The sequence below is a fragment of the Cupriavidus sp. SHE genome (assembly GCF_000812445.1).
GTDB lineage: Bacteria > Pseudomonadota > Gammaproteobacteria > Burkholderiales > Burkholderiaceae > Cupriavidus > Cupriavidus metallidurans.
Genome location: NZ_JWMB01000030.1, coordinates 71,503 through 97,158, shown reverse-complemented (window position 1 = coordinate 97,158; position 25,656 = coordinate 71,503). Strand labels below are relative to the sequence as shown.

General features: G+C 63.4%; 24 protein-coding genes. 7 read left to right on the top strand and 17 right to left on the bottom strand.

Features of this window, described 5'->3' with window-relative positions:
- Positions 1-127: 127 nt before the first annotated feature.
- The 12 genes from RN01_RS16555 to RN01_RS16500 all read right to left on the bottom strand — a co-directional run bounded on the left by RN01_RS16555 (position 128) and on the right by RN01_RS16500 (position 11,389).
- Positions 128-1,633 carry a DegQ family serine endoprotease gene (locus RN01_RS16555; protein ID WP_024569904.1) on the bottom strand — a complete coding sequence of 502 codons (1,506 nt, stop codon included), beginning with the start codon at positions 1,631-1,633 and terminating at the stop codon, positions 128-130.
- Between the two features lie 139 nt (positions 1,634-1,772).
- Complete coding sequence (locus RN01_RS16550; protein WP_024569905.1) at positions 1,773-2,852, bottom strand: MucB/RseB C-terminal domain-containing protein; 1,080 nt, start codon at positions 2,850-2,852, stop codon at positions 1,773-1,775.
- Between the two features lie 8 nt (positions 2,853-2,860).
- Complete coding sequence (locus RN01_RS16545; protein WP_024569906.1) at positions 2,861-3,517, bottom strand: sigma-E factor negative regulatory protein; 657 nt, start codon at positions 3,515-3,517, stop codon at positions 2,861-2,863.
- Positions 3,518-3,653: 136 nt separating this feature from the next.
- Positions 3,654-4,253 (bottom strand): RNA polymerase sigma factor RpoE, encoded by a 600-nt coding sequence (gene rpoE / locus RN01_RS16540; RefSeq protein ID WP_008644807.1) that lies wholly within the window; start codon positions 4,251-4,253, stop codon positions 3,654-3,656.
- Positions 4,254-4,508: 255 nt separating this feature from the next.
- The gene (fabF, locus tag RN01_RS16535; RefSeq protein WP_008644809.1) at positions 4,509-5,741 is read right to left on the bottom strand and encodes a beta-ketoacyl-ACP synthase II; all 1,233 of its coding nucleotides are present in this window, start codon (positions 5,739-5,741) and stop codon (positions 4,509-4,511) included.
- 211 nt (positions 5,742-5,952) lie between these two features.
- Positions 5,953-6,192, bottom strand: a complete 240-nt coding sequence (gene acpP / locus RN01_RS16530; RefSeq protein ID WP_008644813.1) for an acyl carrier protein — start codon at positions 6,190-6,192, stop codon at positions 5,953-5,955.
- Between the two features lie 169 nt (positions 6,193-6,361).
- Positions 6,362-7,111 carry a 3-oxoacyl-ACP reductase FabG gene (gene fabG / locus RN01_RS16525; protein ID WP_017515590.1) on the bottom strand — a complete coding sequence of 250 codons (750 nt, stop codon included), beginning with the start codon at positions 7,109-7,111 and terminating at the stop codon, positions 6,362-6,364.
- A 20-nt stretch (positions 7,112-7,131) separates the two neighbouring features.
- Entirely contained in the window at positions 7,132-8,067 is a 936-nt protein-coding gene (gene fabD / locus RN01_RS16520; protein ID WP_024569907.1) for an ACP S-malonyltransferase, read from the bottom strand.
- A 73-nt stretch (positions 8,068-8,140) separates the two neighbouring features.
- Entirely contained in the window at positions 8,141-9,121 is a 981-nt protein-coding gene (locus tag RN01_RS16515; protein WP_024569908.1) for a beta-ketoacyl-ACP synthase III, read from the bottom strand.
- A 78-nt stretch (positions 9,122-9,199) separates the two neighbouring features.
- Positions 9,200-10,279: a phosphate acyltransferase PlsX gene (plsX, locus tag RN01_RS16510; protein WP_011517025.1), complete on the bottom strand. Its 1,080-nt coding sequence runs from the start codon at positions 10,277-10,279 to the stop codon at positions 9,200-9,202.
- A 192-nt stretch (positions 10,280-10,471) separates the two neighbouring features.
- The gene (rpmF, locus tag RN01_RS16505) at positions 10,472-10,651 is read right to left on the bottom strand and encodes a 50S ribosomal protein L32 (RefSeq protein ID WP_008644820.1); all 180 of its coding nucleotides are present in this window, start codon (positions 10,649-10,651) and stop codon (positions 10,472-10,474) included.
- Between the two features lie 120 nt (positions 10,652-10,771).
- The gene (locus RN01_RS16500) at positions 10,772-11,389 is read right to left on the bottom strand and encodes a DUF177 domain-containing protein (protein WP_008644821.1); all 618 of its coding nucleotides are present in this window, start codon (positions 11,387-11,389) and stop codon (positions 10,772-10,774) included.
- Between the two features lie 166 nt (positions 11,390-11,555).
- Here RN01_RS16500 and RN01_RS16495 point away from each other — a divergent pair, with 166 nt between their 5' ends.
- On the top strand, positions 11,556-12,155 hold the full coding sequence (locus tag RN01_RS16495) for a Maf-like protein (protein WP_024569909.1): 600 nt from the start codon (positions 11,556-11,558) through the stop codon (positions 12,153-12,155).
- 3 nt (positions 12,156-12,158) lie between these two features.
- Positions 12,159-12,890 carry an SAM-dependent methyltransferase gene (locus tag RN01_RS16490; protein WP_024569910.1) on the top strand — a complete coding sequence of 244 codons (732 nt, stop codon included), beginning with the start codon at positions 12,159-12,161 and terminating at the stop codon, positions 12,888-12,890.
- Between the two features lie 56 nt (positions 12,891-12,946).
- On the opposite strand, the gene RN01_RS16485 is transcribed toward RN01_RS16490, so the two are convergent.
- Genes RN01_RS16485 through RN01_RS16470 form a run of 4 tightly spaced genes read right to left on the bottom strand, consistent with a single transcriptional unit; the run spans position 12,947 to position 16,255 of the window.
- Entirely contained in the window at positions 12,947-14,110 is a 1,164-nt protein-coding gene (locus RN01_RS16485; protein WP_017514985.1) for a S49 family peptidase, read from the bottom strand.
- Between the two features lie 41 nt (positions 14,111-14,151).
- Positions 14,152-14,535: a Rieske 2Fe-2S domain-containing protein gene (locus RN01_RS16480; protein WP_017514984.1), complete on the bottom strand. Its 384-nt coding sequence runs from the start codon at positions 14,533-14,535 to the stop codon at positions 14,152-14,154.
- Positions 14,528-15,187, bottom strand: coding sequence for an HAD-IA family hydrolase (locus tag RN01_RS16475; protein WP_008644829.1), 660 nt, complete (start codon positions 15,185-15,187; stop codon positions 14,528-14,530). Before RN01_RS16475 ends, RN01_RS16480 begins: the two co-directional genes overlap by 8 nt.
- Before the next feature lie 57 nt (positions 15,188-15,244).
- The gene (locus RN01_RS16470) at positions 15,245-16,255 is read right to left on the bottom strand and encodes an RluA family pseudouridine synthase (RefSeq protein ID WP_017514983.1); all 1,011 of its coding nucleotides are present in this window, start codon (positions 16,253-16,255) and stop codon (positions 15,245-15,247) included.
- Positions 16,256-17,236: 981 nt separating this feature from the next.
- Between RN01_RS16470 and RN01_RS16465 the strand changes: the two genes are divergently transcribed.
- The 5 genes from RN01_RS16465 to RN01_RS16445 all read left to right on the top strand — a co-directional run bounded on the left by RN01_RS16465 (position 17,237) and on the right by RN01_RS16445 (position 24,150).
- Complete coding sequence (locus RN01_RS16465) at positions 17,237-20,290, top strand: Rne/Rng family ribonuclease (RefSeq protein ID WP_017512348.1); 3,054 nt, start codon at positions 17,237-17,239, stop codon at positions 20,288-20,290.
- Positions 20,291-20,535: 245 nt separating this feature from the next.
- Positions 20,536-21,660 (top strand): GTP 3',8-cyclase MoaA, encoded by a 1,125-nt coding sequence (gene moaA / locus RN01_RS16460; protein ID WP_017512347.1) that lies wholly within the window; start codon positions 20,536-20,538, stop codon positions 21,658-21,660.
- A gap of 37 nt (positions 21,661-21,697) precedes the next feature.
- Complete coding sequence (gene mobA, locus RN01_RS16455) at positions 21,698-22,309, top strand: molybdenum cofactor guanylyltransferase MobA (RefSeq protein WP_008648393.1); 612 nt, start codon at positions 21,698-21,700, stop codon at positions 22,307-22,309.
- Between the two features lie 94 nt (positions 22,310-22,403).
- Positions 22,404-23,690, top strand: a complete 1,287-nt coding sequence (gene glp, locus RN01_RS16450; protein ID WP_017512346.1) for a gephyrin-like molybdotransferase Glp — start codon at positions 22,404-22,406, stop codon at positions 23,688-23,690.
- A 178-nt stretch (positions 23,691-23,868) separates the two neighbouring features.
- Positions 23,869-24,150 (top strand): hypothetical protein, encoded by a 282-nt coding sequence (locus RN01_RS16445; RefSeq protein WP_008648396.1) that lies wholly within the window; start codon positions 23,869-23,871, stop codon positions 24,148-24,150.
- Between the two features lie 152 nt (positions 24,151-24,302).
- Here RN01_RS16445 and RN01_RS16440 read toward each other — a convergent pair whose 3' ends face one another.
- Positions 24,303-25,649, bottom strand: a complete 1,347-nt coding sequence (locus RN01_RS16440) for a DNA recombination protein RmuC (RefSeq protein ID WP_017512345.1) — start codon at positions 25,647-25,649, stop codon at positions 24,303-24,305.
- Between the last annotated feature and the right edge of the window lie 7 nt (positions 25,650-25,656).

Here is a 25,656-nt window from a genome sequence, read left to right as displayed (position 1 = left end):
GTCCGCGAATTGAACTCGGGCGGCGCGGGGCGCGGCGCGTCAAAATGGCGCTTGACGCACCCATTACGAAACAATCGCGCCGGAACTTGTCCGGCGCGATTGTTTGAAGCCTCGATCCAGGGCCTGGTCAGCGCGTCTGATTAGGACGCAGCGTCAGCACCTGGGTAGCATCGCCGCGGCGCACGAACACGGCAGCCATCTTGTTCTTGTCCAGTCCCTTGACGAGATCGTTGAACTGCCTCGCACTGGTCACGTCGGTATCGCCGAGTCGCAGGATGATGTCGCCCGGACGGATTCCGGCACGGGCGGCCGGACCATCAACCGTGTCGACCTCCACCCCTGACTTCAGCTTGAGCTCGCGCATCCGCGCCTCGGGGATGTCGTTGACGATCAGGCCCAGTGCATTCGGCTTCGGCGCGGGTGCCTCTTCGGTACCTCCGCCGCGCTTGTCGCCGCGGCGCGGCGTGGCGCGAGGGGTGTCGGGCTCAAGCTCCGCCACCGTGATCATTACCTCTCGCGTCTGCCCCTTGCGCCACACCTGCATCGGCACGCGCGTACCCGGCTTGGTGTCTCCGACCATCCGCGGCAGATCCGCAGCCTTCTCAATATCCCGGCCGTTGTACTTCAGGATGATGTCGCCCGCCTCGATACCGGCCTTTTCGGCAGGGCCGCCCGGCTCGACGCTGCCAACCAGCGCGCCGCGAGTGCGCCCAAGGCCCAGCGAGTCCGCCACTTCCTTGGTCACATCGCCAATCGCCACGGCGATCCGCCCACGCGTCACCTTGCCAGTCGCCTTCAGTTGCTCGGTCACACGCATCGCTTCGTCGATCGGGGTCGCGAACGAAATGCCCATATAACCACCGCTGCGGCTGTAGATCTGCGAATTGATGCCGATGACTTCGCCGCGCAGGTTGATCAGCGGACCACCCGAATTACCAGGGTTCACCGCCACGTCAGTCTGGATAAGCGGCAGGTAGTCGCCGGTGTCGCGCGCCTTGGCCGATACGATACCGGCGGTCACGCTGCTGTCCAGCCCGAACGGCGAACCAATGGCCAATACCCACTCGCCGGTGCGGACCTTGTCCGAATCCCCGAGCGGCAGGCGTGGCAGACCCGTTGCATCGATCTTGAGCAGCGCCACGTCGGTACGCTTGTCCGCACCAATCAGCTTGGCCTTGAATTCGCGCTTGTCAGGCAGCGTCACGTAGATCGTGTCGGCCTCTGCCACCACGTGGGCGTTCGTCATCACGTAGCCATCCTGGCTGATGATGAAACCGGAACCCACGCCCCGGCTCATCTCTTCGCCCTGCCCCTGACTTTGGCCCTGTCCTTGCGGAGGCTGGCCACGGCGCGGCTGTCCCGGCGTTCCGGGCATCGGCACGCCGAAGAAGCGACGGAAGAACTCCGCCATTTCGTCGTCATCGGGAGAATTGCCGCCACGCGAGCGCACGCGCTCTGTCGTGCGGATATTCACAACCGCCGGACTCACCTTCTCGACCAGGTCGGTAAAGTCGGGCAGGTTGTAGTTCTGGGCCGCCGCCTGAGCGTGCCCCAATTCGGAAACAGCCGGACCGAACACGAGCATGGCCACCATGACCACGACCCTTGCCAGGGCTGGAGATCTGGAAATCATCGACAAAACTCCCGGGAGATCAGCGAGAAACGGATGCTTCACAGCGCTTCACAGCGCATAAGGCCGGGGGACGCCTGCAAAGCGTACTGCCTGGCGGTGTTGCGGGACTGCCACTCCACCGCCGCCGGACCAATTTCGGTCAGTGTACCGCTTTGGGCGGGCGGTATTCCACGCCAGCCGCAAACTGCCTCACCGTAGAAGCAGGCACTTCGCCGACCACGGTAATCCAGAAATCGGCCACGCGCCGTACCACGACCTGGGTGGCACCGAGCGACGCCACGCCCTCGCGGCGGGCACGCTGCTCGGATACGGGCTCGATGAAGACCGAAAGCCCCGTCAGGCCATCACTGTAGACGACCTGCAGTACTTCGAAGACCTGCCCGGCCTTGTTGGCCGCGGTCGGGGCATGCAACTCGCCCAGTGGGCGGCGTACTTCCCGGATCTTCTGAAAGCCCTTGATCGGCGTGTTGATCGACCAGCCTTCGTCGGCGATGCTGGCAGGCTGATAGGTAACCTCGTAATGACTCCAGGAGCTCGCGCCCTTGATCGCATTGAGGATGCGCTGCTTGTCCGAAGGAACGCCGATATCGACCTGCGAGAATGCGACCTGCTCAAGTACCTTGCCGCCTTCGCCGATCGTCTGCGCGCGCATCAGCAGGCCCGAATTCCTGTCGGCCCACAACCGCACCGCGTAACGTGCCGTGTCGTGAGGGTCCAGCGAGAAGACCTCGCACTCGACGCCGGCGACGCGTTCGGCCGGCAGCTTGTGCATGTCGTACAGGTCGAGTACGTCGCTCTTGTTCGTCGCCAGCAGCGCCGGGAAGCGGTCCTTGGCCTCCTGCTTCTCCACGACCACAAGCTTGGCCTCGGGAATCAGACTGTGAACCACATCATTCTGGCGCAGCACCTCGCGCGGTTTGCCGTCCAACGTTTCCAGTCGTTCGTACTCGTTGTGTACGAGATCGCTGTAATGCTGGATCCGCGACGCATGGATGATGCTGCCGCGCTGATAAATCAGCGTACCAACGTAGTTCTCCCGCTGGGCAGCACGATGGATCTTGTTCAGCCACGCCGTGGCGTCACGGCGGTTCAGCGTGGAGTCAGACGGCTGCGCAGTCGCGGCGGCAGCGGTCAGACATAAGGCCAGAAAAAAGGACCTCCGCAGGCCCTTCTTTCCGTGTACGCCCGCTGCATTGGCGAGCGACGGTCCTTTATGCATGTCCGGCATTATTCCTGCGAATTGTCCTGAGAGAAGTTGACACCATTCACCACCGTACGCATGGTCGGCACAAAGGCATCGGTTGCGACCGACGTGCGATGGGCACGCAGATATTCATCGAGACGGGGATCGCGAATCATCTGGGCACTATCGGCGGAGACCGCCATGATCGAACCCGCGGCCGCCGGCGCAGCAACGCCAGCCTTTACCGTCGCACCGGCCGGTTGCTCGACGCTTGCAACCACAGCATCCGGAGCGCCCACACCGCCTGGCCCGCGCATCTGCGGAACCACGACCCAGCTCACAGCAGCCACCGCGGCAGCAATCGCGGTACCGGGCACCACACGGCGCACCCACGATGGACGCACCAGCAGGCGATGACGGCCAGCCTGCGCGACAGCCGGCACCAGCACATGTGGCTCGGCTTCAAGCTGCGCGGAGAATCGGGAGAGGAAGGCTTCGGTCGACCCTGCGTGCGTCAACTCTTCCGAACGCATCGCATCGCCGATCAACTGGTACATCGACCAGTCGGCCATACCAGCGTCGCCTTTGGCAAGGCCGAGCGCGGCATCCACGTCGTGCGGCGCCAGCTCGCCGTCCATCAATGCGGAAATCTGCTCCGCGGCTTCCATTACATGAACCGACTGCTTATGAGCCTGACCCATTTCCAACCCCAAGAAATTCCATCGAACACCGATAAATCCCGTCACTACTGCTTGTCGTTTATCGATGCAGGAATAGGCTGCAACGCTGGCTGCACGACATTCAAACTGAGAGACACCAGCATCCTGCTGACATCCCCTACCACCGTTTGCCCTCTGCCGTTCCCAGCAGCGGGCGCAACTTCTCGGCGATCGCTTCGCGCGCCCGGAAAATCCGCGAGCGCACCGTACCGATCGGACACCCCATCGCCTCCGCGATCTCCTCATAGCTGAGGCCTTCGATCTCGCGCAGCGTAATGGCGGTGCGTAATTCTTCCGGCAATGCCTCCATGGCGCGGTTCACCGTATCGGCAACCTGGCGCGTGTGGAGCATCGACTCCGGCGTATTGATATCCCTTAGTTGCTCACCGTCCGCAAAAGTTTCAGCCTCTTCGGCATCGATATCGCTGGACGCTTCCGGCCGCCGTCCCTGGGTAGCCAGGTAGTTCTTGGCCGTGTTGACGGCGATCCGGTACAGCCACGTGTAGAAAGCGGATTCGCCCCGGAACTGGGGCAGCGCGCGATATGCCTTGATAAAGGCATCTTGCGCCACATCCTCCACTTCGGCGGGGTCTCGGACAAGGCGGGAGATCAGGCGGATGATCTTGCGGTGATATTTGGTCACCAGCAACTCAAAGGCCCGTTTGTCGCCCTGCTGGACGCGTTCAACTAGAAGCTGATCGGCTTCGCGTTCACTCACGAATAGTTCACCTGCTGCAGTGTATCTCTTGGTTTCGTCGTCAAGACAAGCGTTGTATTTTACCTACGATCCAGGCGATTTCGGGTGTCGCGGAGCGCATTCTGTGACCACAACTGCGCAATAAGGTTCCGCCTGGCCACGAACACGGTTGCACCTGCGTGCAACCCAGAGATTCGGGGAAATGCCGGGGAGTACAGGATGGGACGGGGGCCGCTGTCACCAGCCGGCCCCGTTTCATGCGAAACGCGCGCGATATCAGACGCGGCGGAAGACAAGCGTACCGTTGGTACCGCCGAAGCCGAAGTTGTTCTTCACGGCAACATCAATCTTCATGTCTCGTGCCGTATTGGCGACGTAATCGAGATCACACTCGGGATCTTGATTGAAGATGTTGATGGTCGGCGGCGAGATCTGATTGTGAATCGCCAGAACCGTGAACACCGACTCCAGGCCCCCAGCGCCACCCAGCAAGTGACCGGTCATCGACTTCGTCGAGTTGACCACCATCTTGTAGGCGTGATCACCGAATGCCAGCTTGACGGCATCGGTCTCGTTCTTGTCACCCAGCGGCGTCGAGGTGCCATGCGCGTTGAGGTACTGCACTTCGCCCGGATTGATTCCGGCATCCTTGATCGCAGCGACCATGCAGCGGCGCGGACCGTCGGTGTTCGGCGCCGTCATGTGGAACGCGTCACCGCTCATGCCGAAGCCGATGAGCTCAGCATAGATTCGCGCGCCGCGCGCCTTGGCCGACTCATACTCCTCGAGCATCATCACGCCGGCACCCTCGCCCAGCACGAAGCCGTCGCGGTCCTTGTCCCACGGACGCGACGCCGCGGCGGGGTCATCGTTGCGAGTGGAAAGCGCGCGCGCTGCCGCAAAACCGCCGATGCCGAGCGGCGACACCGTCGACTCTGCTCCGCCAGCCAGCATCGCATCGCAGTCACCCGCCTGAATCAGACGCGCAGCCAGGCCGATGCTGTGCAGCCCGGTTGTGCAGGCCGTCACCGCAGCCAGGTTCGGGCCCTTGAGGCCGTGAATGATCGACAGGTGGCCGGAGATCATATTGATGATCGAACCCGGCACGAAGAACGGCGAGATCCGGCGCGGGCCGCGTTCGGCCAGCGTCATCTGCGTATCTTCGATCATCGGCAGCCCGCCAATACCCGAGCCCACCAGCACACCGATGCGCTCGGCGTTGGCCTCGGTCACTTCCAGGCCGCTGTCCTTGAGCGCCTGCGAACCGGCGGCGATGCCGAAATGGATGAAGGTATCCATGTTCCGGGCTTCCTTGGCGGGGATGTAATCCTCGGCATTGAAGCCCTTCACTTCGCCCGCAAAATGCACAGCAAAGGGAGAGTGATCGAACTTGGTGATGGTGGCGATGCCGGACTTGCCGGCAACCAGATTGGCCCAGCCTTCGGCAACCGTGTTTCCGACGGGAGACACAAGGCCAAGCCCAGTGACGACGACGCGACGACGGCTCACTATTTTTTCCTACGAGTACGTGAAGCGGAATTGGATTGATTCAGGATCTCGCTGCTCCTGCCGATAGGAAGTGATTCCTTGCGAAAGGAAGCGGCTGAGATCATTCCGATTCTGCTTCGTCGAACAGACGAAAGCCACAGAAAACAGCGTGACAGGACCGTAACGGCCCCGCCGACCTGCCTTCTGTGGCTCGGAATATGAAGACGACGGCTTAAGCCTTGACGTGCGCGGTAGCGTAGTCAATAGCTTGTTGCACGGTCGTGATCTTTTCGGCTTCCTCATCGGGAATTTCCATGCCGAATTCATCTTCCAACGCCATCACGAGTTCAACCGTGTCCAGCGAGTCCGCACCGAGATCGTTCACGAACGACGATTCGTTCTTGATGTCTGCCTCGGCCACGCCAAGCTGCTCAGCAACGATTTTCTTGACGCGTTGTTCGATATTGTCCATGTAACCCTCCAGGGAAGTTCGACAAAAAGTGGGCGCATTTTAGCAGGTTTGGACCACAAAAAATCCGCCTGCCAAGCTTTGCAAGAATCACGCCCGTTTGGTTTGAAAAACAACAGCTTCGCCCGGCTTCTTTCGGCTTCTCCCTCGAAACCGATCCCGGGCGGAACCATCAATTCATGTACATCCCGCCGTTCACGTGCAGCGTAGTGCCCGTGATGTAGGCGGCCTGCGGACCAGCCAGGAACGCCACCGCATTGGCGATGTCTTCCGGCTGGCCAAGACGACCCAGAGGAATCCGGGTCTTCAGCGCCGCATGCTGCTCTTCCGACAGCACCTTGGTCATGTCGGTATCGATGAATCCGGGGGCCACGCAGTTGACGGTGACGTTGCGGCTGCCGATTTCGGCGGCCAGCGCGCGCGTCATGCCCTCGACACCAGCCTTCGCCGCAGCGTAGTTCATCTGACCGGGGTTACCGGTGGAGCCGACCACCGAGGTGATGTTGATGATGCGGCCGCCACGGGCCTTCATCATCGGGCGCAGCACGGCACGGGCCAGACGGAACACGGCCGTCAGGTTCGTGTCGATGACGGCGCTCCAATCCTCGTCTTTCATGCGCATGGCCAACTGATCCTGCGTAATGCCGGCGTTGTTGACCAACACGTTCAGACCGCCATTCGCCTTGATGATCTCGTCGATCACTGCCTCGCAGCGCGCCGCGTCGTTGACGTTCAGCACCACACCGCTGCCCTTCAGGCCTTCGCCCGCCAGGTACTCGCTGATGCCAGCAGCGCCCGACTCACTCGTGGCGGTACCGATCACCGTTGCGCCCTGCCGTGCGAGCTCCAGCGCGATGGCACGGCCGATCCCGCGCGATGCGCCGGTCACCAGTGCGACCTGATTCTCCAGAGTCTTGCTCATGTTGCGTTTGTTCCTTGGTCTTACTTCAGCAGCGCCAGCGTTTCCTGCAGCGACGCCGGATCAAAGATTGCACCACCAACGAGGTTGCCGTCGATGCGCTTGGTCATACCGGCCAGCACTTTACCCGGACCGCACTCGATCACGTGTGTCACGCCCTCGGCGGCCATCTTCTGCACGCACTCGACCCAGCGTACCGGAGCGGCTGCCTGACGAACAAGCGCGTCCTTGATCTGAGCCGGATCATTGATGATTGCCACGTCGACATTGTTCACCAGCGGAATGGCCGGTGCCGAGAACGACAGGCCAGCCATGCGGTCGCGCAGGCGATCCGATGCAGGCTTGAGCAGCGACGAGTGGAACGGGGCGGACACCGGCAGCGGCAGCGCGCGCTTGGCGCCCTTCGCCTTGGCAATCTCGCAGGCCTTTTCCACGGCGCCCTTGTTGCCGGCGATCACCACCTGCGACGGGGCATTGAAGTTGACAGCCTCGACCACGCCAGCGCCTGCCGCCGCAGCCTCGGCGCACGCGGCGCGCACGTCATCGTCCGACAGGCCAAGGATCGCGGCCATGCCGCCCTCGCCCACCGGCACCGCTTCCTGCATCGCCTGGGCACGGAAGCGAACCAGCGGCACCGCCTCGGCAAAAGGGATCACCCCTGCGGCCACCAGCGCCGAGTACTCGCCCAGGCTATGGCCTGCAACCAGTGCCGGAGCCGGACCACCGGCGTCGAGCCATGCGCGGTACACGGCCACTGCGGCCGTCAGCATCACGGGCTGCGTGTTGGTCGTCAGGTTCAGCTCTTCGGCCGGACCTTCCGCAATCAGCTTGCCGATGTCCTGGCCCAGCGCCGTCGAAGCTTCTTCAAGCGTGGCGCGCACCATCGGGTTATCGACAAAGGCATTGAGCATGCCGACCGACTGCGAACCCTGTCCGGGGAAAACAAATGCGAATTTCATCTGAAATCCAGTCCTAGCAATTCATCTTGTCGACTGGCGCACCGCGTTCTACGCGCCGCGCGCCGGCCGCATCTTACATGCGCAGCAGCACCGCGCCCCAGGTAAAGCCGCCACCCACACCCTCCATCAGCACGGTCTGCCCGGGCTTGATGCGGCCATCGCGTACCGCGACGTCGAGCGCCAGCGGAATCGAAGCGGCGGAGGTATTGCCGTGCTCATGCACGGTGGCAATCATGCGCTCACTCGGCAGGCCGAGCTTCTTGGCCGTGCCCTGCATGATGCGGATGTTGGCCTGGTGCGGGATCAACCAATCGATCTCGTCGGCCTGCATCTCGGCCGCCGTGATGGCTTCGCGCGCGACCTTGTCGAGCACGGTCACAGCCAGCTTGAACACAGCTTGTCCGTCCATATGCAGGAACGCATTGCCGGTGATCGCGCCACCGGACACATTGCCCGGCACGCAAAGGATGCCCACGTGGCTACCGTCCGAATGCATGGCCGTGGACAGGATGCCCGGCTCATCGGACGCGGTCAGGACCACCGCACCGGCGCCATCGCCAAATAGCACGCAGGTGGTGCGATCGTTGAAGTCCAGAATGCGCGAGAACACCTCGGAGCCGATCACGAGCACATTCTTGTGCGAGCCGCTGCGGATAAACTTGTCCGCCGTGGCCAGCGCATAGACAAAGCCGGAGCAGACGGCCTGCAGGTCGAATGCCGCGCATTGGTTGGTGATGCCGAGCTTCTGCTGCACGAGGCAAGCGGCGCTCGGGAAAACGTAGTCGGGCGTGGACGTGGCGACGATGATCAGGTCGATGTCCTGGCGGTCGATACCGGCCGCCTCGATCGCCCGTTCGGCCGCCTTGACGGCCAGGTCGCTCGACGTGACATCGGGCTCGGCCCAGTAACGCGCCGAGATGCCGCTGCGCGAGACGATCCACTCGTCGCTAGTCTCGATGCCCTTCTCGGCAAGCTGAGCCGCCAGGTCGGCGTTCGTGACGCGCCGAGGAGGCAGATAGCTCCCTGTACCGATGATTTTTGCGTACTTGGTCATGTCGTGTCGGATCGTGATGCTCACCGGGTCGCCCTGTGCGCGGTCGCGCAGGCTGCCCGCCGCAGCGGGCAAGCGGCCTCAGGCGGCGCGAGAATCGGGATGTGGGTTCGGTGCGTCTGTCTCCGGGCTGCCCGTCGCGGCGCCACCGGCACCTGACTTGTGAGCGAATGCCCTTGCTATGCGTTCGATGACGCCATTTCTGGCGGCATCATACCCGCGTTTGATGGCCCACTCAAAAGAATGGGCATCAGCCGAGCCGTGGCTCTTGATCACGAGCCCACGCAGGCCCAGCAGGGAAGCGCCGTTATAGCGGGCCGGATCGAGCCGTCGCGCCAGGCGAGACAGCACCGGCATGGCCACCACCGCCAGCAGCTTCGTGAACCACGAACGCGTGAATTCTTCCTTGATCATACTGCCGATCATCTTCGCGAGGCCCTCTGTGCTCTTGAGCGCCACATTGCCAACGAAACCGTCACAAACGACGATATCGGTCGTACCCTTGAAGATGTCATTGCCTTCCACGTTGCCGTAGAAGTTTAGTTCGGAAGCACGCAGCAACTCGCCGGCGGCCTTGACCACCTCGTTGCCCTTGATCACTTCCTCGCCGATATTGAGCAGCCCGACGGTCGGGTGCTCCTTGTGATCCACCACCGACACCATGGCATCGGCCATACGCGCGAACTGCAGCAGGTGTCCGGGCTCGCAATCGGCATTCGCGCCGAGGTCGAGCACCGTGGTGCCCCAGCCTTGTTCATTGGGAATCGTGGTGGCGATAGCCGGGCGCTCGATACCTTCGAGCGTTTTGAGCACATAGCGCGACACCGCCATCAGCGCGCCGGTGTTGCCGGCGGAGATGCAGGCATCGGCCTTGCCTTCCTTGACCTGCGTGGCGGCCACGCGCATCGAAGAATCCTTCTTCTTGCGCAGCGCCACTTCCACCGGGTCATCCATGGTGATGACCTCGGTTGCCGGCACGACGGTCACACGCGGATGATCCGTTGCATGCAGCTTTTTGAGCTGCGCGCCGATAGCGTCGGGCAAGCCGACCAGGATCATCTCGGCGTCGTCGTGACTGGAAAGAAAACTGATCGCCGCCGGCACCGTCACGGATACGCCGTGATCGCCGCCCATGCAGTCGATAGCGAGCTTGATCGTCATTATTTCCTGATACGGAAAGCGCGCCGGCACCCGTCGCCTGGGGCTGCGGGGACGCAATCAGCCGGACGCGCGAATACGTTGCGGTGCGGGAGCCGAGCGCCCAACAAAAAAGCGGCAACGAGCTTGCCGCTTTCCTGTTTTACACCTGACAACGTGCGCGAGCGGGACACTTGGTCACGCCAGACGACTTGGTCAGTCGTTCTTGGTCTTGATGACCTTGCGACCACGATAGTAGCCGTTCGGGCTCACGTGGTGACGCAGGTGGGTTTCGCCGGTGGTCGGCTCGACAGCCAGCGGCGCGACCGACAGATGGTCGTGCGAACGATGCATGCCGCGCTTGGACGGCGACTTCTTGTTCTGTTGAACAGCCATGATGACTCCTTCGAGAATTTTGCGATATTAACACACGCATCCTGCGCAAGGCGTAGCCGGGGCCCGGCCGGATGCTTCAACTGCTACCGAAAAGACGCTTGCCGTGCCGCTTCCGCGGCGTCAATGCTTCGTCTTCAGGCTGGCCAGCGCCGCGAAGGGCGACGGCCGCTTTTCTTCCTCAGGTGGCGCCTCTGGCTCCACCTCGCCGTCCGCGCCGGTCACGAGCGACTCGTGCACCGACGGACAGACCGCGTGCTTCGGCGCTGTCGGCAATGCCAACAGCACCTCATCTTCAATCAGTTCCAGCACCGAGAATTTCTTCGAACCGACAATGACATCGGTTTCGTCGTCATCCATTGGCGCCGCTTCGGCGGCCGCTTCACTGACCACCACTTCAAAGCACATTTTCGTGGCGATCGGCTCGGCGTACACCCCGAGACACCGCTGGCAATCCAGCCAGACACGTCCGTTGACCGCCACATCGAGAAACAGTCGCTGCACGACCGGCGCGCCGGGCTCCACCGCCTCATCGCGGACGGAACCTGCCACCATATAGTGGAATGTCTCGTCCGGCGCCGAAGCTGGCGCATCGGCAGCCGTCTCGGCTAAGATGCGCGGCAAATCGCGCGTGGCCACATCCCCCGCCGCATTGCTGCCCTTACGGCAGAAGGCGAAGAGATCGGTTTCGCGCAGATCGAATGCCCCGGCGGACGCCACGGGCTGGGTTAGCTGACTCATACGGGCTGAATCGCTCAAAATGCCTTGTCTGCCACACAAATCCCGGCAACGTGCGTGCCTGTGCAGCTAAACGCGCGATTATACGTTGAAAAACCCGAAGCGGTCAAAGTATACAAGCTGTACGCCGCTCACCACAGCTTCTGCCTCTCTGCTCTCTGTTAACAATATGTCTTCCGACACCCGCCCTGCCTTGATTCTCGGGTCGAGCTCCCCCTACCGGCGCGAATTGCTGTCGCGCCTGCGCATCCCGTTCGAGGTTGCCACGCCGGATATCGACGAAACACCCCTGGCCGATGAACGTCCTGCCGCCACGGCATTGCGCCTGTCCCGCCTCAAGGCGGAAGCGATTGCCGCGCGTCACGCCGGCGCCCTGGTGATCGGCTCCGACCAGGTTTGCACGCTCGACGACCAGCAGATTGGCAAACCCGGCACCCATGCCAAGGCGCTGGCGCAGCTCCAGTTGATGCGCGGAAGAACGGTCACTTTCCATTCCGCGCTGTGCCTGCTCGATGGGCGCACCGGCGAGGCCCAGGTCGCCGATATCCAGACACGCGCCACTTTCCGCGACCTTTCCGATGCCGAACTCGACGCCTATCTGCGACTCGAGACGCCCTATGACTGCGCCGGCAGCGCCAAAGTCGAAGGACTGGGCATCATGCTGCTCGAGCGCGTCGAATCCGACGATCCGACCGCGCTGATCGGCCTGCCGCTGATCGCGCTCACCGGGATGCTGCGTCACGTCGGCTATCCATGCTTCGGAGCCTGACCGATGGCCGGTAACCTGTTCCTGATTCCCAACACACTGGGCAAGCGCGACGAATTCGACCCCGTGATGGACGTGATTCCAGCGGGCGTCCAGCAGATCGCGGCGCGGCTCGACTACCTCGTCGCCGAGAACGCCAAGACCGCACGCGCATTCCTGAAAAAGCTCAGCGAAACGACCCCGCTCGCGCAGCCGATCCAGCAGATCGAGATCCGCGAGTTGAACGTCAATACCCGCCCGGACACACTGACGGCCTTGCTTGACCCGATTGCCGCGGGCCGCGATGGCGGGCTGCTCTCCGAGGCTGGCGTACCGGCCGTGGCCGACCCCGGCGCGGACCTGGTGCGGCTGGCGCATACGCGCGGCATCACCGTGCGCCCGCTGGTCGGGCCCAGCTCGATCCTGCTCGCCGTGATGGGCTCGGGTCTGAACGGCCAGAGCTTCGCGTTCAACGGATACCTGCCCGTCGACGCCGATGTCCGCGCGCAGAAGCTGCGTGAACTCGAACAGCGCTCGCGCAAGGCGCATCAGACGCAGGTGTGGATCGAAACGCCCTACCGCAACGGTGCGCTGCTCGAGGCGCTGCGCCAACACTGCGCTGGCACCACGCTGCTGTCGATCGCAGTCGACCTGACGCTCCCAACCGAAGCCATCGTCACGCTGCCGATTTCAGCATGGCGCCCCGACCGGCTCGACCTGCACAAGCGCCCCGCGATCTTCTCGCTGCTGGCGCAGTAAGACAAAAACAAAAGCCCCCGGAAATCGGGGGCTTTTGCATGGGCGCATCGCGCCGATTACCGCACCGAAGGCACGGTTGCACTCATCATCATCAACTTCATGGCCGCCGATCCAGCAGCCGCGCCGAAGCGCTTGGCCATGCGTTCGGCGATGTTCTCCTTGACCGTGTAGTCGACGATGTCCTCGGCCTTGAACAGGTCCCGGGCCACATAGTCCGCGCTACCCAGGCCATCGGCCAGCCCCAGCTCCACAGCGCGCTCACCCGACCAGAAGAGCCCCGAGAACAGTTCGGGATCGTTCTTGAGCCGATCACCGCGACCTTCCTTCACCACGTCGATGAACTGCTGGTGGATCTCCTTGAGCATGGACTCCGCGTAGCCCTTCTGGCGTGGCACTTCCGGCGAGAACGGATCGAGCATGCCCTTATTGGCGCCGGACGTGTACAGGCGGCGCTGGACGCCGACCTTGTCCATCAGGCCCGTAAAGCCAAAGCCATCCATCAGCACGCCGATCGACCCGACGATACTGGCCTTGTCGACATAGATCTTGTCGGCTGCGGCGGCCACGTAATAGCCGCCCGATGCGCAGATTTCCTCGACCACCACGTAGAACGGCTTGTCCGGATACAGCTTGCGCAGGCGGTGAATCTCGTCGTTGATGATGCCGGCCTGTACCGGCGAGCCGCCTGGCGAGTTAATCTTCAGGATCACGCCAGCCGCCGATGTGTCCTCGAAGGCCGCCTGAAGCGCGGCGTTGATAGAGTCCGCGCTGGCCGTGGTGCCGGCGGCGATTTCGCCGTCGAGCGTGACCATGGCGGTATGGCGACCGCTCGTCGAACTCAGCACATCCCCCTTGAAGTCGATCACCGCGTAGAGAATCAGTGCAATGATGGCGAGGGTAAGAAAGCGGAAGAAGATCTTCCAGCGTCGCGCCGAGCGCTGCTCGCGCAGGGAGGCCATCAGCACCTTCTCGAGCACGTCGCGCTCCCAGCCGCCACTACTACCACCACTGCCACCGCCGCTGCTGCCTCCAACGGGACCGCCCTTGCCTGCCAGGCGGGCGCGACGCTCGTCAGCTTCGCGCTTGGCCGCGTCGTCGCCAGCCTGCAGCTCCCGCTCCAGCGGGAATTCGGCGTGCTTTGCCGTCTCCAGCTTGCTGTCGTCGCCTGCGCGATCTTGAGGTTGACCCGGTTCGTTCGGCGGATTTTGCTGTTCTGTCATGCGAATGGACTCGATAAAGTCAGATGACGTCCCGCTCCGCCTTACTCGGCGTCGAGCGGGAAAAATGGGGGTTCAGGCAACCAGAAGACCGCGCCCTCGCGCTCCTCGATCCGGAGCTTGGCGAGCGCGGCCCCCTTGCACGGGCCACCCACGCACAAGCCGGTGTCCGGCGCGTAGGTCGCGCCATGTGTAGCGCACATCAAGTATAAGCCCGCACTATCGAAAAACTGGCCTTCCTGCCAGTCCAGCTCCATCGGCACATGGGCGCACTGATTCAGATAGCCGTGCGCGGCACCGTCGTATCGCACGACGAACGCGCCAATCTCCCGCGTGTTGAGACGCACGGCAAAGCGCACACCTGCGCCACCGTCGACCAGTTCCTCTGCCGCGCAAAGGCGCCGCGGTTCCAGCAATGCTTCAGGCATGAGCGAGCAGCCAGGCCTGCAGGTCGGCAATCGACGTCGCGCAATGCACGGGCGACATCTCACGCAGCGATTCCGCCGGATGCGCGCCGTAGGAGACGCCAAGCCCCTGCGCGCCAGCGTTGATGGCCATCTGCAGGTCGTGGGTCGTGTCGCCGATCATCACGGTCCTCCCGATATCCTGGCCAAGTTCGCGCGTCAGTTCGTGGAGCATGGCCGGATGCGGCTTCGAGAACGTTTCGTCGGCGCAGCGCGTGGCATCGAACAGCTTGCCGATGCCAGTTGCCGCCAGAGCGCGTTCGAGTCCGACTCGGGTCTTGCCGGTGGCCACGCCCAGGAAGTAATGCTCGGCGTGAAGCGCCTCGAGCATGTCGAGCACGCCCGGAAACAGCACCAGTTCGGCGTCACGCGTCAGGAAGTGATAGCGGTAGCGTTCCGCCAGACGCGGATAGTCGGCGGGATCGAGCGTCGGCACTGCATACGAGAGCGCGTCTTTCAGGCCGAGTCCGATCACATGGCTGGCCGCGCTGTCATCCGGCACGGGCAGTCCCAGGTCACGGCTAGCGAGCTGTATGCATTTGGCGATGGTCGGGGTGGAATCCATCAGGGTTCCATCCCAGTCGAAGACGATCAGGTCGAAGCGCTGCCTGGCCATTGCGGTCCTTGTTGGATACTGAAAGTGTGTGAGCGCTAACAGCGACGTGCGTACGGATCAGTCCGCGTCGCGCGCTGGTCGCCCTTGCCGCAATTGTTGCAGAAATTCAACACACTCGGCAGGCAATGGCGCGGACACCGTCATCGACGCGCCGGTGGCCGGATGTGTCAGCGTGAGCCGGTGTGCATGCAAGAACATGCGTTTCAGCCCCGGCTTGGCGCCGCCGCGAGAAAGCGCCTTATTGAGCGCAAAATCGCCATATTTATCATCACCAACGATCGGGAAGCCAATCGATTGCAGATGCACGCGAATCTGGTGCGTCCGTCCGGTCTTCAGTTCGGCCTCCAGCAACGTGTAGCCATCGAAGGCCTCCATGCGATTGAATACCGTATGTGACGCCAACCCGTCCGCCTGCACACGCACGCGGCGTTCGCCGTCCGGCGTGCTGTATTTATATAGAGGCAGCTTCACATGCTGGCGCGTGTTCGGAAACTCGCCCGCCACGCAGGCGAAATACCGCTTGTCCATGCCGTTGCCACGAATCTGCTCGTGCAGGTGCACCAGCGCAGAACGCTTCTTCGCCAGCACCAGGATTCCGGACGTTTCCCGATCGAGCCGGTGGACCAGCTCGAGGAACTTCGCCTCCGGCCTGGCACGGCGTAGCTGTTCGATCACACCGAAGGCCACCCCAGACCCGCCATGCACGGCCACGCCGGCCGGCTTGTCGATCACGAGCAGCGCGGCATCCTCAAAAAGCACAGGAAACTCGCCGGCAGGCACGAAACCACCGGTCGGGGCAGCCTTCTCCGCCACGCGCATCGGCGGGATACGCACCACATCCCCGTTCTGCAGCCGATAAGTGGCGTCGACCCGACCTTTGTTGACGCGCACTTCGCCCGAGCGCAGCACGCGATAAATGTGGCTTTTGGGCACGCCCTTGGCCACCTTCAACAGGAAGTTGTCGATGCGCTGCCCTTCCGAACTTTCGTCGACTGTCACGTACGCCACTTGGAGCCCGCTGGGGCGCGATTGCGGCTCCGTTGCAATTTGATGGCGTAACTCATTCATTTTCAATATAATTTCCCGGCCGTTACCGGCCAAAGACCGGAAACGCACGACCTGTGTAAGCGAGGTTTGGCGCGAGCCCTGAAAACCTGCCCGGATTTGCCAGCCATTTTTCGCAGCGCATCGGGCAGGAACATGCGGGACACCCAACAGATTGAATTGGGTAGTCCCACCAGTATCCGCGCAAGATTTCGCATTTTACACTTCGGGTTGCCATCGACCCGGCCCGTCCCCCGCTTATTGCGTACCCCGCAAGCGCCGGACAGGCGAATGGTGGCAATCAGCAGCACGCACGCGCCGCGCCGGCACGCAGGAAGTTGCCCAGAGGTAACTTCGGCATCGAACCGGTCGACACGTGGAAACTGAGTGTTCAGGTAGAAAAGAATTCAATGTGGATGCCCGCCATCGGGCATCCACATCGGTGAGAGAAGACCGCCCGCACCGGGAATCGGTGCCGGCCCGGCAGGCCAGCCTGCCAACCGACCTGCAAATCGGCCGCGATCCGGCGTGGTTCATAACACCCGGATTGTCTGGCGCCCTGACGTAGAACGCCAAGAAGCAGTGGCGCGCCCGCCAGCACACAGGTCGGATTGGTATCGGCATGCGCACGCCGCGTCCGGATAACTTGCTCTTTGACGCGTCTTGGCCACCCCGGCCCGGCTGCGAGGGGAAACGAAAGCCTGTGCCGCCGGCACGGCGTACACGTCCCCCCGCCCCCGGCCAGCCGGTATCCGCCAGAGGTCGCTGTATCAGGAGCAATATTGCATTGCTCTCCCGACCCAACTGACTGCCCGTCCACAGGGACGGCCAATTCGCCGACAGCTTCTCCTTTCACCCGCGCCCAGCCGGCCGCGTTTTTGCGCGTGCTGGCGTCTTTGGCAATTCTCCCGCCCTCGCTCACTTTCCTCGCGTGCTCCCTGGACCGTTGCGGGCATGGCCGATTCATGACATTTGGCACCCGCGGCACTGGAGTGAGGTATTGCGATGAAACGCATGCTGTTTAACGCGACGCAACAGGAAGAACTGCGCGTCGCCATCGTCGATGGTCAGAAACTGATCGACATCGACATCGAAACTGCCGGGCGCGAACAGCGCAAAGGCAACATCTACAAGGGTGTCATCACCCGGATCGAACCCTCGCTGGAAGCGTGCTTCGTCAACTACGGCGAAGAGCGCCATGGCTTCCTGCCGTTCAAGGAAGTGGCGCGCGCCTTCTTCAAGGACGGCGTGGACGTGCGCAACGCGCGCATCCAGGACGCCCTGCACGAAGGCCAGGAACTGATCGTCCAGGTTGAGAAGGAAGAGCGCGGCAACAAGGGCGCAGCCCTGACCACGTTCATCTCGCTGGCCGGCCGCTACCTGGTGCTGATGCCGAACAACCCGCGCGGTGGTGGCGTTTCGCGCCGCATCGAGGGCGAAGACCGCCAGGAACTGCGCGAGACGATGGCGCAGCTCCAAGTGCCGGAAGGCATGAGCATCATCGCGCGCACCGCCGGTATCGGCCGTGCCGCCGAAGAACTGCAGTGGGACCTGAACTACCTGCTGCAACTGTGGAAGGCCATCGACGGCGCCGCCGGCGACAACAAGGCCCCGTTGCTGATCTATCTGGAATCCAGCCTCGTGATCCGCGCGATCCGCGACTACTTCCAGCCCGATATCGGCGAAATCCTGATCGATACCGACGAGATCTATGAGCAGGCCCGCGCCTTCATGAGCGTGGTCATGCCGGACAACATGAGTCGCGTGAAGAAGTACCGCGACGACGTGCCGCTCTTCTCGCGCTTCCAGATCGAGCACCAGATCGAATCGGCCTACTCCCGCATGGTGATGCTGCCGTCGGGTGGCGCCATCGTGATCGACCACACCGAAGCCCTCGTTTCCGTCGACGTGAACTCGGCCCGCGCCACCAAGGGTGCGGACATCGAGGAAACCGCGCTGCGCACCAACCTGGAAGCGGCAGACGAAATCGCCCGCCAGCTGCGCCTGCGCGACCTTGGCGGCCTGATCGTGATCGACTTCATCGACATGGAGTCCGGCAAGGCCCAGAAGGATGTGGAAACGCGCCTGAAGGATGCGCTGCGCCACGACCGCGCCCGCGTGCAGATGGGCAAGATCAGCCGTTTCGGCCTGATGGAGCTGTCGCGCCAGCGCCTGCGTCCGTCCCTGTCCGAAGGCTCGCATATCACCTGCCCGCGCTGCAACGGCACGGGCCACATCCGCGATACCGAATCGTCCGCCCTGCAGGTGCTGCGCATCATCCAGGAAGAGGCGATGAAGGAAAACACGGCCGCCATCCACTGCCAGGTGCCGGTGGAAGTGGCCGCCTTCCTGCTGAACGAAAAGCGTCAGGAAATCAACCTGATCGAGTTGCGCTTCAAGGTCAACGTGCTGCTGATCCCGAACAAGCACCTCGAAACGCCGCATTACAAGCTCGAGCGCCTGCGCCACGACGATCCGCGCCTGGAAGAATCGACCGCCAGCTACCGCATGGCCGAGGCTGCCGCCAAGGAACTCGAGGCCGACACGAGCTACAGCAGCCGCAAGAAGGAAGAAGCACGTCCGCGTCAGGAAGCGGCCGTCAAGGGCATCACGCCCGACGCGCCGGCTCCGGTTTCGGTGCCGCGCCCTGAGCGCGTGCGCCCAGAGGCACCTGCGGCGCGCCCCGCACCGGCAACCCAGCCGGTGGCCAGCGGCGGTTTCATTGCCTGGCTCAAGGGCCTGTTCGGCGCCAAGCCGGCCACGCCACCCGAGGCACCGGCAAAGCCGGCAGCCGAAACCCCGTCGCGTGGTGGTGAAGGCCGCCGCGAGCGCGGTCAACGCGGCGAAGGCCGTGGTGAAGGCCGTGAGGGACGCGAAGGCCGTGAAGGTCGCGAGGGCCGTGGCCAGCGCGGCGAGCGTGGCGAACAGCGCGGTGACCGTCAGGGTCGTGGCCAGCGTGGTGAACGCGGCGAGCAGCAACGCGGCGAACAACGTGAGCAGCGCGAGCCGCGTGAGCAACGTGGCGAACGCCCGGCACGCGCGCCTCGCGAAGGCCAGACCACCCCGGCAATCGCCCAGCCGGAACGTGCCGAGGCACGCCAGGAAGGCCGCCGCGAGCGCAGCCAGGAACGCCGCGAGCGTCAGCGCGAGCGTCAACGCGAACGCAATGAGGCCCGCGAGACCGACGAGGCACTGAGCACTGAAGCGCCGCAGTTGGCCGTCGGCGCCGCCCAGGTAGCGCCGGTCGTCGCAGCCGCCGCAATGGTCGCCGTGACCACGGAAGCAGGCACCACGGAACTGCCGGCTGGTGTGGAAGGTGCCGAGACCGGTGAAGGCGAAGAACGCCGCCGCCGCAATCGTCGCGGCCGCAACCGCTATCGCCGCGACCGTGATGACACTGCGCAAAATGCCGAAGGTATTGACGGCGACGAAGCCAATCTGGCCGAAGTCAGCGCAGGCGTGACGGAATCGGAATCTGAGTCGACTGGCTTCCAGCCCGCTGTTGCCGAGGCCGTTGAAAGCGTCAAGGCTGTCGAAACGGCCGTGGCGGTGACGCCGGCGGAAGTGGCCCCAGCAGCACCGGTCGCTTCGGTGGCATCCGAGCCCGTCTTCGCAGCCGTGGCCGAGCCGCAAGCGGCGCCGGTAGTGACGCCCGCTCCGGTCGAGACTGCGCCGGTGGTAGCCGTTCCCGTGGCAGCTGCTCCGGTGATTTCGGAACCTGTCATCGTCACACCGGACGTCGCCCCGGCCCCGGTTGCAGCCCCGGTTGCAGCCCCGGTTGCAGCCGTGGTGGAAACCGTGGCAGTCGTATCGGCCGCAACGCCGGTGACCGCCGCGCCAAGCGCCGAGAACCTGGAGCCGATGCTGGCTGCGGCTGGCCTGGAGTGGGTCCGTACGGACGGCGACAAGCACCGCGCCGCACAGGAAGCCGCTTCGCAGATCGTGCCGGCACCGCGCGTGCCGCGTGAGCGCAAGCCGCTACCGCCGCTGCCGGAAGGCCCGATGGTTCTGGTCGAGACCGGTGGCGTACAGCAAGCCGCTGCACAGCAACAGCAGTAATTGCCTCGCGCGCTGACCGCGCGCCGGCAAGGGGAAAGGGGACGGCCAGAAGCCGTCCCCTTTTTTTGTTTGCGGATTGATTGACTTGCTGCAATGCCGCAAGCTGTATTGCAGCTGCCTCGGGCAAACTGTGACCCTATGGCAATAATGTCATCCACGATGCCCGATGCCGCTCGGCTAGAATGGCTGACAGAAAGGCCTCCCGGGCGCCCGCGCGCCGAAGAGCCTCCGTCCTCACCCTGGCCATGACCGATACCGTCATCCCCATTCTCGACCTGCGCGACCATCGATACCGTTCGATGGTGCCGAGCATTCCTTCGCACCTGGTTGCGCCGAACGGACTCGTTGCCGATACGCGCGGCCGGCCACTGCATGACCTGCGTATCTCGGTCACGGACCGCTGCAACTTCCGCTGCGTGTACTGCATGCCGAAGGAAGTGTTCGACAAGGACTACACGTTCCTGCCCCACTCCGAGTTGCTGAGCTTCGAAGAGATCGAGCGCACCGCGCGCATTTTCGTCTCGCAGGGTGTAGAGAAGATTCGTCTGACCGGCGGCGAGCCGCTACTGCGCAAGAACATCGAGCGACTCGTGGAAATGCTCGCGCGCATCGAAACCGTATCGGGCAAGCCGCTGGACCTGACGTTGACTACCAACGCATCGCTGCTCGCACGCAAGGCGCAGTCGTTGCGCGACGCCGGACTGTCCCGCGTCAGCGTGAGCCTCGATGCCATTGACGACTCGATCTTCCGCAAGATGAACGACGTCGACTATGCCGTGCGCGACGTGCTCCACGGCATCGAAGTGGCGCAAGCCGTCGGGCTGGCGCCGATCAAGGTCAACATGGTAGTCAAGCGTGGCACCAACGACGGCGAAATCGTGCCGTTGGCGCGCCACTTCCGCGGCAGCGGCATCATCATGCGCTTCATCGAGTTCATGGACGTGGGCGCCAGCAACCACTGGCAGATGGGCGAAGTCCTTCCGTCGGCCGAAGTCGTGCGCCGGATCGACGAAGTGTTTCCGCTGGACGCTGTGGCCGCCAATTACTCGGGCGAGACCGCAGAGCGATGGCGCTACCGGGATGGCGGCGGCGAGATCGGCGTGATTTCGAGCGTCACGCAGGCCTTCTGCGGAGACTGCAGCCGCATCCGGCTGTCGACCGAAGGTCGGCTCTATCTGTGCCTGTTCGCCACCGAGGGCTACGACCTGCGCGCCCTGCTGCGCGGTGGGCACAGCGACCTGGAGATCGCCAACGCAATCGCCCAGGTCTGGCAAGGCCGCACCGACAACTATTCCGAACAGCGCAGCGATCCGGCAATTCGCGCGGCACGCGCCGAGCGCAAGATCGAGATGTCCTATATCGGCGGGTGATGCCCTTCCGGGCACCGCGCCCCAATCCTCGAGATCCATGATTTCACGCGACGACATAACCGGCCTGATCCTGGCCGGCGGCCGAGGCAGCCGCATGGGCGGCACGGACAAGGGCCTGCAACCGCTTCGCGGCGTGCCGATGGCCATGCATACGCTGATGCGCCTTTCCGCGCAGACCGGCGCGATGCTGATCAACGCCAATCGCAACCTTGCCGCCTATGAATCGTTCGGCGTGCCGGTCGTCACCGATTCCGTGCCCGACTTCGCAGGTCCCCTGGCCGGCATGCTGGCAGGGCTCGAGCAATGCCAGACCGGCTGGATGGTGACGGCGCCTTGCGATTCGCCATTCCTGCCCACGGATCTGGTGCAAAGGCTGGCCCAGGCCATCGAGACCGAGGACGCCGAACTGGCGATTCCGGTGACGATCGACGCTGACGGCCGCCGCCAGACCCAGCCCGTGTTCTGCCTGATGCCGGCATCGGCCATCGACAGCCTGGTCGCCTATCTGAACGGTGGCGGCCGCAAGATCGAGACCTGGGCGGCCAGCCATCGGTTGGTGGAAGTGCCGTTCGACGATGCCGCGGCCTTCGCCAATATCAACACGCTCGACGAACTGCACATGCACGAAAGCGAGAAGCGCGCGGGTTAGACTTCCAGCCTACGCTCAAGACCTCGCCTTCCGAGTACACGCGCGCCGCCCACTGTCTCTGTTCAGACTGTCAGGCGCGCCACGAGACTACGCCATGCCTTCGCTTCAATCCGTCATCTCCTGCCTGTCAGACTACGACCCCTCCGCCCTGCCCGTGGCGAAGGCCAACGCCATCATTGGCGATGTGATCGAGCCTGTTGGCGGCATCGAACAACTGGCGATCCGCACCGCACTCGATCGCGTGCTGGCCGAGGATGTGATCTCGTCGATCGACGTGCCGGCGCATGACAATTCCGCGATGGACGGCTACGCGTTCAGCAGCGCGGCGTTGGCCGACGCCGGGAGCGACGTGGTGCTTCAGGTCATCGGCACGGCCTACGCCGGCAATGCGCTTGGTAGCCCGGCAGGCCCGGGGCAAGCCGTACGGATCATGACTGGCGCGGTCATGCCCGACGGTTGCGATACGGTGGTGCCTCAGGAATTTGTTGAGATCCAGGCCGGTGGCAACCAGATCCGTTTCGCGGCTGATGCCGTGCGCGCCGGCGACAACCGCCGGCTGCGTGGCGAGGATCTGGCCAGCGGGCAGGCCGCGCTTGCTGCGGGCCGCATCCTTCAGCCAGCGGATATCGGCCTGCTGGCCTCGCTTGGTGTGGCCGAAGTCAAAGTGCGCCGTCGCCTGCGCGTGGCCTTCTTCTCCACCGGCGACGAGCTCCGCTCGATCGGCGAGGTACTGGACCCGGGCTGCGTCTACGACTCGAACCGCTACACACTGCACGGTATGCTGCGCCGCCTCAATGTCGACCTGATCGACATGGGCGTGGTCCGGGACGACCCGGAAGCACTGGAAGCCGCGTTCCGCAGCGCTTGCGAGAATGCCGACGCGATCATCACATCAGGTGGCGTTTCCGTCGGAGAAGCGGACTACACCAAGCAGATCATGGCGCAACTGGGCGACGTCACCTTCTGGAAGATCGCGATGCGCCCCGGCCGCCCTATGGCATTTGGACGCATCACGTCGAATGGCCGCGACGCACTGTTGTTCGGTCTGCCAGGCAATCCGGTGGCTGTGATGGTCACGTTTTACCATTTCGTGCGGGCAGCGTTGCATCGATTGATGGGTGCGAAGGTCGCCCCACTCCCGCTGATGCGCGTGCGCAGTGCCGGAACCATTCGCAAGAAACCGGGCCGTACCGAATACCAGCGAGGCATTCTCGCCCCCGGTGCCGATGGCACGCTAGAAGTCCGCGTCACGGGCCAGCAGGGCTCAGGGGTGCTGCGGTCCATGAGCGAAGCCAACTGCTTTATCGTGCTCGCGCATGAACAAGGCACTGTGGAAACTGGGGAAAGCGTCGAAATCATGCTTTTCGACGGATTGATCTAAGCGCAGCGGTACGGCGAAGCCCTGCGAGGGTGTCGTTTTTGTGCCGCATTCGGCGGCAAAAGCCGCGCCCCGCCATCCGAATTGCCCATCCACAAGAGGGGCAGACTAGGCGTCGCAAGCCCCAATCGCTACACTTGCAGCACGAAAATCCGAATCCCCGAATATTGTGTCTGTCGTCATGAACCAGGAGATCGCGTACCTCCACCCTGTCAAGACCGCTCGCGCGCTGGTGCTGGTCTACCTGTGCTTTTCCGTACCGATCGTCGCCATGGGCCTGTTCGTCGCCTTCATTCGCTACGGCGACCTGCCCGGCATCACCGTCTTCACGGCCCTGATCCTCAACGCGTTGATCGGATTCGGGCTGCTCTGGCTCGGTTGCAAGGCATACAACTGGGTGGCTGCCCGCTTCGGCGGCATCGAAGTTCACGTGCGCGAATTGACGCCCGAAGATCGTCAGTAAGCCGTTTCGACTGTCACTCAGGCGCTGCGCCGGTCCCGCGCGGCGCCACAAGCTGGATGTGCCGTAGGCAATTGTTGTGACTTTCGCCGCCTTTCCCGGCGGCTGATCTGCAGCCTTGTGGACGCTCCGAGAACGCGTCCGAATCTGAGAGACTACAGGCCTTCCGCCTGCCCCTGCTCCGCAGCGTCTGCATCCACTGAGGGCTTCTCGCCCGTTCCCAGTAGCTGTTCCGCCAAATCTCCAGGTAACGCCTCGACGGTACGCAGCTTGCGTTCCATTTGCCGGGTACGGACTTCGGCCTGTTCGATGTTCCGAGCCGCACGTACCAACGTGTCACGCGTCTTGGCGAGGACTTCACCGAATTTGCCGAACTCGGTTTTCACGGCGCCGAGCACCTCCCAGACTTCACTCGATCGCTTCTCCAATGCAAGCGTGCGGAAACCCATCTGCAAACTGTTGAGCAAAGCGGTCAGCGTCGTTGGGCCAGCCACAGTCACTCGATAGTCTCGCTGCAGCAGGTCTGTGAGTCCCGGACGCCGCAGCACCTCGGCATATAACCCTTCGGTAGGCAGGAACAGAATCGCAAAGTCCGTCGTTGCGGGCGGCGACAGATACTTCTCCGAGATCGTCTGGGCTTCGCGCCGCACTGCGACCTCGAGTTCACGGCTCGCACTGTTCACTCCGTCCACATCACCCCGGTCCTGGGCGTCGATCAGGCGCTCGTATTGCTCCTTCGGGAACTTGGCGTCGATCGGCAGCCAGACCGCCCCGCTCTCCAACTCTCGCCCAGGCAGACGGATGGCAAACTCGACACGCGCGCCAGAACTGCGGACCGTTTCGACATTCTTGGCGTACTGATCCGGCGTGAGTATTTGCTCGAGCAGCATCTCAAGCTGAACCTCGCCCCATGTGCCGCGCGACTTCACGTTGGTCAGCACGCGCTTGAGGTCACCTACGCCCTGCGCCAGCACCTGCATCTCGCCGAGTCCACGATGGACCTGTTCCAGACGATCGGACACCAGTTTGAACGATTCACCGAGCCGCTGCTCCAGCGTGGCGTGGAGCTTCTCGTCCACGGTGCGACGCATTTCCTCAAGCTTGGCGGCATTGTTGGCCTCGATGTCGCGCAGCTTCTGCTCCAGCGTCGTACGCACCTCCACCAGCCGCCGCTCATTGGCTTCCGACATCTGCGCAAGCTGCTGTTGCTGTACCGTCGCGCTGCTCGTCAGATGCGTCGACAGCGTCTGCTGGAATCGCAGCATCTGCTGTCCGGCTTCACCGCGATTGGCGCGCGCGCTTTCGGCGATTTCCGTGCGCACTTCGCGCTCAAGCCGCTCCAGGCCACGCGCGGTATCCTCGCGCACGTCGTCACGCAACTCGCCGAGCAGTGGTTGCAGGTCCGCGCCAGCGGATTTGCCCTGCGTGCGCCATACCAGCACCAGTAGCAGCAGCACCGCCACCACCACGGTTGCAAGGGTCAGGATGGAAACCAGTGACATGTCTTGG

Excerpts from the sequence above, each read along its gene's own strand:
- RN01_RS16555 (WP_024569904.1), bottom strand. The coding sequence starts at position 1,633 with ATGATTTCCAGATCTCCAGCCCTGGCAAGGGTCGTGGTCATGGTGGCC.
- RN01_RS16550 (WP_024569905.1), bottom strand. The coding sequence starts at position 2,852 with ATGCATAAAGGACCGTCGCTCGCCAATGCAGCGGGCGTACACGGAAAG.
- RN01_RS16545 (WP_024569906.1), bottom strand. The coding sequence starts at position 3,517 with ATGGGTCAGGCTCATAAGCAGTCGGTTCATGTAATGGAAGCCGCGGAG.
- acpP (WP_008644813.1), bottom strand. The coding sequence starts at position 6,192 with ATGGACAATATCGAACAACGCGTCAAGAAAATCGTTGCTGAGCAGCTT.
- fabG (WP_017515590.1), bottom strand. The coding sequence starts at position 7,111 with ATGAGCAAGACTCTGGAGAATCAGGTCGCACTGGTGACCGGCGCATCG.
- fabD (WP_024569907.1), bottom strand. The coding sequence starts at position 8,067 with ATGAAATTCGCATTTGTTTTCCCCGGACAGGGTTCGCAGTCGGTCGGC.
- RN01_RS16515 (WP_024569908.1), bottom strand. The coding sequence starts at position 9,121 with ATGACCAAGTACGCAAAAATCATCGGTACAGGGAGCTATCTGCCTCCT.
- plsX (WP_011517025.1), bottom strand. The coding sequence starts at position 10,279 with ATGACGATCAAGCTCGCTATCGACTGCATGGGCGGCGATCACGGCGTA.
- rpmF (WP_008644820.1), bottom strand. The coding sequence starts at position 10,651 with ATGGCTGTTCAACAGAACAAGAAGTCGCCGTCCAAGCGCGGCATGCAT.
- RN01_RS16500 (WP_008644821.1), bottom strand. The coding sequence starts at position 11,389 with ATGAGTCAGCTAACCCAGCCCGTGGCGTCCGCCGGGGCATTCGATCTG.
- RN01_RS16495 (WP_024569909.1), top strand. The coding sequence starts at position 11,556 with ATGTCTTCCGACACCCGCCCTGCCTTGATTCTCGGGTCGAGCTCCCCC.
- RN01_RS16490 (WP_024569910.1), top strand. The coding sequence starts at position 12,159 with ATGGCCGGTAACCTGTTCCTGATTCCCAACACACTGGGCAAGCGCGAC.
- RN01_RS16485 (WP_017514985.1), bottom strand. The coding sequence starts at position 14,110 with ATGACAGAACAGCAAAATCCGCCGAACGAACCGGGTCAACCTCAAGAT.
- RN01_RS16480 (WP_017514984.1), bottom strand. The coding sequence starts at position 14,535 with ATGCCTGAAGCATTGCTGGAACCGCGGCGCCTTTGCGCGGCAGAGGAA.
- RN01_RS16475 (WP_008644829.1), bottom strand. The coding sequence starts at position 15,187 with ATGGCCAGGCAGCGCTTCGACCTGATCGTCTTCGACTGGGATGGAACC.
- RN01_RS16470 (WP_017514983.1), bottom strand. The coding sequence starts at position 16,255 with ATGAATGAGTTACGCCATCAAATTGCAACGGAGCCGCAATCGCGCCCC.
- RN01_RS16465 (WP_017512348.1), top strand. The coding sequence starts at position 17,237 with ATGAAACGCATGCTGTTTAACGCGACGCAACAGGAAGAACTGCGCGTC.
- moaA (WP_017512347.1), top strand. The coding sequence starts at position 20,536 with ATGACCGATACCGTCATCCCCATTCTCGACCTGCGCGACCATCGATAC.
- mobA (WP_008648393.1), top strand. The coding sequence starts at position 21,698 with ATGATTTCACGCGACGACATAACCGGCCTGATCCTGGCCGGCGGCCGA.
- glp (WP_017512346.1), top strand. The coding sequence starts at position 22,404 with ATGCCTTCGCTTCAATCCGTCATCTCCTGCCTGTCAGACTACGACCCC.
- RN01_RS16445 (WP_008648396.1), top strand. The coding sequence starts at position 23,869 with ATGAACCAGGAGATCGCGTACCTCCACCCTGTCAAGACCGCTCGCGCG.
- RN01_RS16440 (WP_017512345.1), bottom strand. The coding sequence starts at position 25,649 with ATGTCACTGGTTTCCATCCTGACCCTTGCAACCGTGGTGGTGGCGGTG.